General features: G+C 61.7%; 5 protein-coding genes. 2 read left to right on the forward strand and 3 right to left on the reverse strand.

Translation table 11 applies throughout. From position 1 onward, the window contains the following. The 3 genes from ACZXDY_RS44070 to ACZXDY_RS44080 form a co-directional block, all read right to left on the reverse strand. Positions 1 to 195, reverse strand: a 195-nt coding sequence (locus tag ACZXDY_RS44070; protein WP_464349785.1) for a hypothetical protein, incomplete at its 3' end; no start/stop codon positions are given. Positions 196 to 444: 249 nt separating this feature from the next. Beyond that, on the reverse strand, positions 445 to 1,848 hold the full coding sequence (locus ACZXDY_RS44075; RefSeq protein WP_464349786.1) for an FAD-binding oxidoreductase: 1,404 nt from the start codon (positions 1,846 to 1,848) through the stop codon (positions 445 to 447). 116 nt (positions 1,849 to 1,964) lie between these two features. After that, positions 1,965 to 2,216, reverse strand: a complete 252-nt coding sequence (locus tag ACZXDY_RS44080; protein ID WP_464349787.1) for a hypothetical protein — start codon at positions 2,214 to 2,216, stop codon at positions 1,965 to 1,967. A gap of 1,098 nt (positions 2,217 to 3,314) precedes the next feature. Here ACZXDY_RS44080 and ACZXDY_RS44085 point away from each other — a divergent pair. After that, positions 3,315 to 4,274, forward strand: a complete 960-nt coding sequence (locus ACZXDY_RS44085) for a helix-turn-helix domain-containing protein (RefSeq protein WP_464349788.1) — start codon at positions 3,315 to 3,317, stop codon at positions 4,272 to 4,274. Between the two features lie 807 nt (positions 4,275 to 5,081). Next, the gene (locus tag ACZXDY_RS44090; RefSeq protein ID WP_464349789.1) at positions 5,082 to 6,311 is read left to right on the forward strand and encodes a cupin domain-containing protein; all 1,230 of its coding nucleotides are present in this window, start codon (positions 5,082 to 5,084) and stop codon (positions 6,309 to 6,311) included. Positions 6,312 to 6,498: the final 187 nt, after the last annotated feature.

The following is a 6,498-nucleotide window of genomic DNA, read 5'->3' on the forward strand; positions in this document are numbered from 1 at the left end:
GAGGCTTGATAAAGGCGGTGCCGAATGTGGGCGATATCGAACCTGGAAGCACTGGTCTTCGTCGCATTGATGCCGAACTTCGTCGATCAATTGCCGGATCTCGTTGCCGACAAAAGCCGTGATGCCGCGCTTGGACACTTCGTAAGCGCGTCCAGCTCTTCGGACGTCATGAAGGCCATTGGCGTGGCTGCGCATTGTTGTATTCGAGGTCGCTGATAGCGTCCGTGACCTTGCCGGAAATACCGCTTTTGAGATCCGTATGTGGCAATCGTCGAATGATGGCGGGGAGCCGTTCGGCAAGTTCGCGGTTTCGCCATCTGCAAGGCGGTGTCGTCGCGAAGCGCCATCAGTACAGTCACCATCAAACGCCGCGCCTGCTTTTCGTTTTTCAACGACTCGGTGACCAAGCCGACCACTCGCGTGATGGCGGGCGGCTTTGTCCAATCAGGTGGCCGGTATCACATTGTGGTTGAGCCTGAACATGTTGGCCGGGTCGTAGGTCTTCTTGATGGACGCCAAGCGCGCGTAGCGCTCCGGCCCGTAAATCGCCGCGCCGTCGGCCGCCTCATCCGGCGCGAGATTGTTCACGAAACGCCGGTCGCCCTGCCAGGGCTTCATGCCGTCGAGCAGCTCGGCGACCGACCTCTTGAGTTGCTGCTCCTGCGACAGCGGACCGACCGAGACGCCGAGCAGGCTGTACGGCAGGCCCCTTGTAGGTACGGCGTTGGGCACCGCCGGCTCCCGGTCCCACGCCCCGCCCAGGGCACGAAGCTCGGCGATCACCAGGGCGGTCTCGGAATCCGGACCAACCAGTTCGATCAGTTTGTCCTGCGCCTGCGCCGGAAACTCTCGCAGCATGATGCCCCGTTCGTAGTAGGGCAGCGGGTCGGTCGGCTCGCTGTGGATCGACGCGACCTCGCTGTACGGCATGTCCCGCACGGTGTCCAGGACTGCCGGAGCTACCGCCCGCAGCGGCGCTATCATCCGCTCGCCGTCCGCGGTCGTGCCGTTGTAGGCGATCCGCACCGACACCAGAAACTTCCCGCGTACAGGCTCGGGCACTCCTGGCACCGATGGCATCCGCATCACGGCAATCGACGTGACCATGGTCTCCGGGGTGCTCGGGTGCCAGTCGGTCCAGGCTCGCAGCACGTCGGCCGTGCGCTCGCCAGGGAAGAAGATGCCGCCGCCGTAGAGGCGGGACACCGGGAACAGCTCCAATTCCAGGGCGGTGACCACTGCGAAGTTGCCCTTGCCGCCGCGCAGCGCCCAGAACAGGTCGGGCTCGGACTCGGCGTCGACGTGCCGCAGGTCGCCGTCCGCGGTGACCACGTCAAGCGAGCGCACGTGGTCGGCGGCGTAGCCGTGTGAGCGGCCGAGGGTCGGGCTGAGGCCGCCGCCTAGGGTGTAACCGGAGACTCCCACGGTGGGGTTTGACCCGTTCAGCGGGGCCAGCCCGGCTTTGGCCGCCTTCGCGATGACCTCCGACCACAGCGCTCCGGCGCCGACCCGAGCCGTGCGGCCGGCCATGTCGATCGTTATGTCGTTCATTCGATGAGTCGCGATGAGGACGGCGCCGCGCGCCTGGCCGACAATCTGGTGACCGGTTGTCTTCACCAGGACCGGCCGGTGCTGCCCCGCCGCGAAAGTAACGGCGGCCTGGACATCGCGCGCGCTCTCCGGCACCACGATCACCGCAGGTACTAGCTCGTGATTCAGATTCCAGACGGCGCGTTCGTCGTCGTATCCCGCCTCGCCAGGCAGTAGAACCGAACCCGCGACCGTGGCCAGCAGGGGCGCGGCATCTTCCGGCCATACCGGCGGCAGCGACGCATCGTTAAAAGCCATGACATACATCCCTGTTTCTAGTGCCATAACCAAGCCAAGACGCCTGAACGGTCCGAAACGCCTTTGTAGTTCTCCTCCGCCGTTCATGATTAAGGCCCTGGTGGGCGGGGCCTGAACTAGTGCGGTTTCCGAAACCAGACGCGCCTCACGTTTGACCCCACCTCAACCAGCTGTTCGCCGCCTTGGCTGCCAACTCGTTCAGCGCGCCTGATATCGCTTCGAGGACACGCTTGGCGGAGTCGCCGAGTTCGCGCCGATGCGTGAGATTCCGGGGGATCGTTGTCGGAAAGAAACGTCGCGCCGGCCTCGTCTTGGCAGACCAGCGCCTTTTGCGGCAGGTCGATGCCGATCGTCAGTACCGATTGCATCAGCGGTGTTCCACCCTTGGCCGCCGAAGATCAAAGATCTGTCGGCGCCGCGGCGCTCGCGGCGTGATCGATATGGGCAATCACCGTCATGCGCTTGACACGGACCTCGACTTCGAACGGCTTCATGATCTATTCCGGTCCGAAGTTGCTACAGTCGTGATCAATCCATCTGCAGACATGGCATGCTCTTCCAAGCGTAAGCGCGTCTAAGGCGACGATGAACGCTTTTGCGACTCGCATCTCTTCTTTCCTGAACAGTTTTGCTGAATCGAACTCCGGATCTGGCACGAAGCCATCGCGATTAGCATCTTGATTTTGGCAAGGCTCTCTCGATCCAGCTTGCCGTCGTAAGCCATAGGCCGCCGAGCGGGGCCGCGTCGTGGGTCTAACGCGCCCTTTCGTGCCTCGCGTCACGCACTGGCGTTGCCTGACGAATTCGACGATTGACCGAGTATGCCAGCGGCATGCATGTCGCCGGTGAAGAATGGTGTCGCTCGCCTGCGCAAGATCGCTGTGGCCCGCGATCTCGGCGGCGAGGTCGAGGTCTCGGGGGCAAGCAGGGCGAGAGCGTGATCCTCCGTCGATCTCGTCGAGGTGAAGGTCGCCGCGGACAAGACCGCGTAAGCCGCGGTGATCCGCTGTCGGCGGGTTTGTGGAAGAACAGGGCGACGAAGAGCAGGGTGGTAACGGAATCTGAAGGGATCACCAAGTCATCCCAGAAACCAAACATAGTACCAGGTGAGAACCGGACGTAGTAGGAATGTTGGATGCGGAGCATTTTGTCCGGATCTGCCGGGAGATCAACGAGTAAGTACGAGCTAACAACTAACCTATTGCCGGCGCCTCACAAACCTCTAGCCAGGGCTCGCGTTCCTGGTTGCGGTGCTGATCGGCCTCTTGGCGTGGCTTCATTTACCTGGGACTTGGGCCTCCACCTTTAAGCTGGCGGCCCGATCGTCTCAGCGCTGCTCAGCTCATCACTGCCGGGTGTCACGATCGCGCGCTTCTCCAACATTTGATTGCGCGTGCCGTTGAAGAGTCTCATCGGAGCCCTCTTTTAGGAGCTTCAAACCACAGCCTTAAGGGATCTCGGTGACAATGCGGATTGCTGACCTTCTGATGCGCAGTGCTGACCTTCTGCAGACGCCCGAGTTGAACTACGAACAGTGGAGGGATCTATTGCGCCCGATTTGTGGGCTGCACACGATAGACAACCCTAAAGCCTTTGCCGGCCGGGTTCGCCGCCGGGACATCTTCGGACTTAATGCGTCGGAGATTAGGAACAATAAATGCCGTTGCGAACGGACACAAAGGGATATTCGCCTTGACGGCCTTGATCACTGCTTTGCCGTATTTCAGGTCGCCGGACGATCAACGATCATTCAAGATGATCAGGCCGTAGCACTGGGGGTGGGAGATGTCGCGTTCGTAAATTGTGCCCGCCCGGTGACGTATCTTAATGATGGCCACGAACAGTGGATCACACTGCAGTTGCCTCGCCAGCGTCTGATTCGTGGCGTTGGATTCGAGCCGCGCGGCGGCCTTACTGGCTGCTCTGGAGCGCCTGCATCACGCCTGCTATTCCAACTCGTTCTGGACGCCGTCAACGAAGAGGTATCTACGCCTACGTCGGCTGGCAACTATATGCAATTGGCGGTTTTTGATCTGCTCGGAGCGCTATTAGCGCCGGAAGATCCAGCACCGAGGTCCCTTCATTCGGATCGATTGTTCAGGCGCATCTGCTTTGTCGTCAAAGATCGCTTTGCCGATCCGGATTTCGGTCCATCTAAGATTGCGGCCGAGGTCGGTATTTCGCTACGTTATCTCCAAAAACTGTTCACGAACCGCGGTTGTAGCTGCAGCGGCTTCATTCAATCAGTGCGCCTGGATCAAGCTGCGCGCAGTATCAATCGTCGGTCATCGATGAAGTCGGGCCAGAGTCTGAGCGAGATAGCCTACGCTTGTGGTTATCGCGATTACAACAATTTCGCCCGTGCATTCCGCCAAAGGTTCGGTCACGCACCCAGCGTTCACCTACAGGGAACGACGCCAACCTAGTGCGTGGCGTAACGGCCGCGACGGCGCGTTAGACCCAGGACGCCGGCCACGCGGTACCCTGTCTGAGATGGCAGCTGGCGACGGCCGCGTCTCGAGATGTGTCATCAGCGTGGACCATCACAGATTCCATTCTGCTCAGTCCGCTTTTTCGTGCGCAGCATCAAGGGGCGGCCTCTCAGTCTGGCGAGTACATCCCGACATATCAGGACTGCCGTGACTGCTACGGCGAGAACCTGGGCGGCGTGCCCGGGCAGTTAACGCCGCTGGTTGCGCCTTGACGCGCTATCAGCTTTTCGACTTGGGCGCCGACTTCTTGGCCGAAACCATCGTGACTTCTGCAACGGTTTCTATGCGCAGCTCTTCGAGGTTGTTGCATGCCTTCGGCAGTCGGGCCAAGGACGTGCGGCAAAACAGCTGCCGCTGAACGAAGCAAGCTACACGGTCTCGCCCAAAGTTAATTGTCCTGCGCGCGGAGCAACCAGTCGCCGACCGCTTCAGCATCCGCCGGTTGACCGCGGGAGAGCGTCGGCGTGAGCGCTCAATCGGCCGCGAACTTCAGTTCATTGGTATCGAGGCTGCCAGTGCTGATGTTAGTGCGCCCTGCCGGAAACTGCTGGAAATCGTGCTAACGAGAAATATCGACGCTGGCTAAAGCTTGCGGAGAAAGCAGGGTACTCCCAATTCCTCGTTCGCGGGTTGAATCGCCTACTGCATTGATAGCGTGAACCGCTTCCGTCCGACGACGCACGGAGAAGTCAAGCACCGCGTCGTGCGCAGCAGCAGTCTCGAATCATAGGAGAAACAAGCATGGATTCCATTTCCCGTCGGCATCTATTGGCGGCAACCGCCGCCGGTGGTCTTCTTACGACTGCGGGTCTCGCGCATGCGCAAACCGGAGGCGCCGCTACTCCACAGCCACAGCGGCCTGGTCACGGCGGCACCGATCCCGGCCCGCGCAATCTGATGCGGGATCAGCAGAACCCGGATCTGTTGGTTCCGCCATCGACCGATCATGGCACGTTGCCGAACCTGCGCTTCTCGTTTTCCGATGCGCATGTGCGGCTCGAGCCGGGCGGCTGGACCCGCCAGGTCACGCGGCGCGAGCTCGGGGTTGCGACATCCATCGCCGGCGTGAACATGCGTCTGAACGCCGGCGGCGTGCGCGAGCTGCATTGGCACAAGGCGTCGGAATGGGCCTACATGCTGTATGGCAAGGCCCGCGTGACGGCCGTCGATTCCGAGGGGCGCTATTTCGTCGACGACGTCGGTGTCGGCGACCTCTGGTTCTTCCCGGGCGGGACCCCGCACTCGATCCAGGGCCTCGGTCCCGACGGTTGCGAATTCCTTCTCGTGTTCGACGACGGCGACTTCGACGAGGACAACACTTTCCTGCTCAACGACTGGTTCCGGCGCGTGCCGCCCGAGGTGCTGGGCAAGAATTTCGGCGTGCCTGCCGCGCTGTTCGGCCACACCCCCGAGGAAAGCGAACGGTATATTTTTCCCGCGCCGATACCGGGGCCGCTCGGCTCCGAAGCCATACCGGGCGCACAGGCGTCGGAGACGAACTACACGTGGCGGATGATGGAGCAGGTGCCGATCAAGACCAGAAGCGGATCGGTGCGGATCACCGATTCCCGTCTGTTCCCGATCAGCACCACGACCGCCGCGGCGCTCGTCGAAGTCGAGCCGGGCGGATTGCGCGAGGTGCACTGGCACCCCAATGGCGACGAGTGGCTCTACGTCATCGAGGGGCAGACGCGCATGGGCGTGTTCGCCGGCCAGGGGCAGGCCCGAACGTTCGATCTGCAGGCCGGCGATGTCGGGTACGTGCCGGTGGCGATGGGGCACTACCTCGAGAACACGGGACCGAACACGCTGCGATTTCTCGAGACGTTCAAGAGCGACCGCTTTGTCGACTTTTCTCTAGACACCTGGATGGCAGCCACGCCGCCCGAGCTGGTGCAGGCGCATCTGAACCTGGATCCACAAGTGATGAATGGGCTGCGCAAGGCCAAGGCTCTGGTCGTGCCCGAATAACGACCTACGCCGGAGTGCGTCGCGGCGCACTCATCGGCCGCCGACGGTGAACCGGGGCTGGCCTAATGTCGGTCTGTAGGTCGTTATGACAGCCATGCGGAATGAGGCTGGGTGACGCCGTTGCTTGACTGCACGAAGCGTGTAACGCCGCCGCGTGGCGCGACCGGTAAGCCGGGAACCAAATCCC

The sequence above is a fragment of the Bradyrhizobium sp. LeoB3 genome, assembly GCF_055456055.1.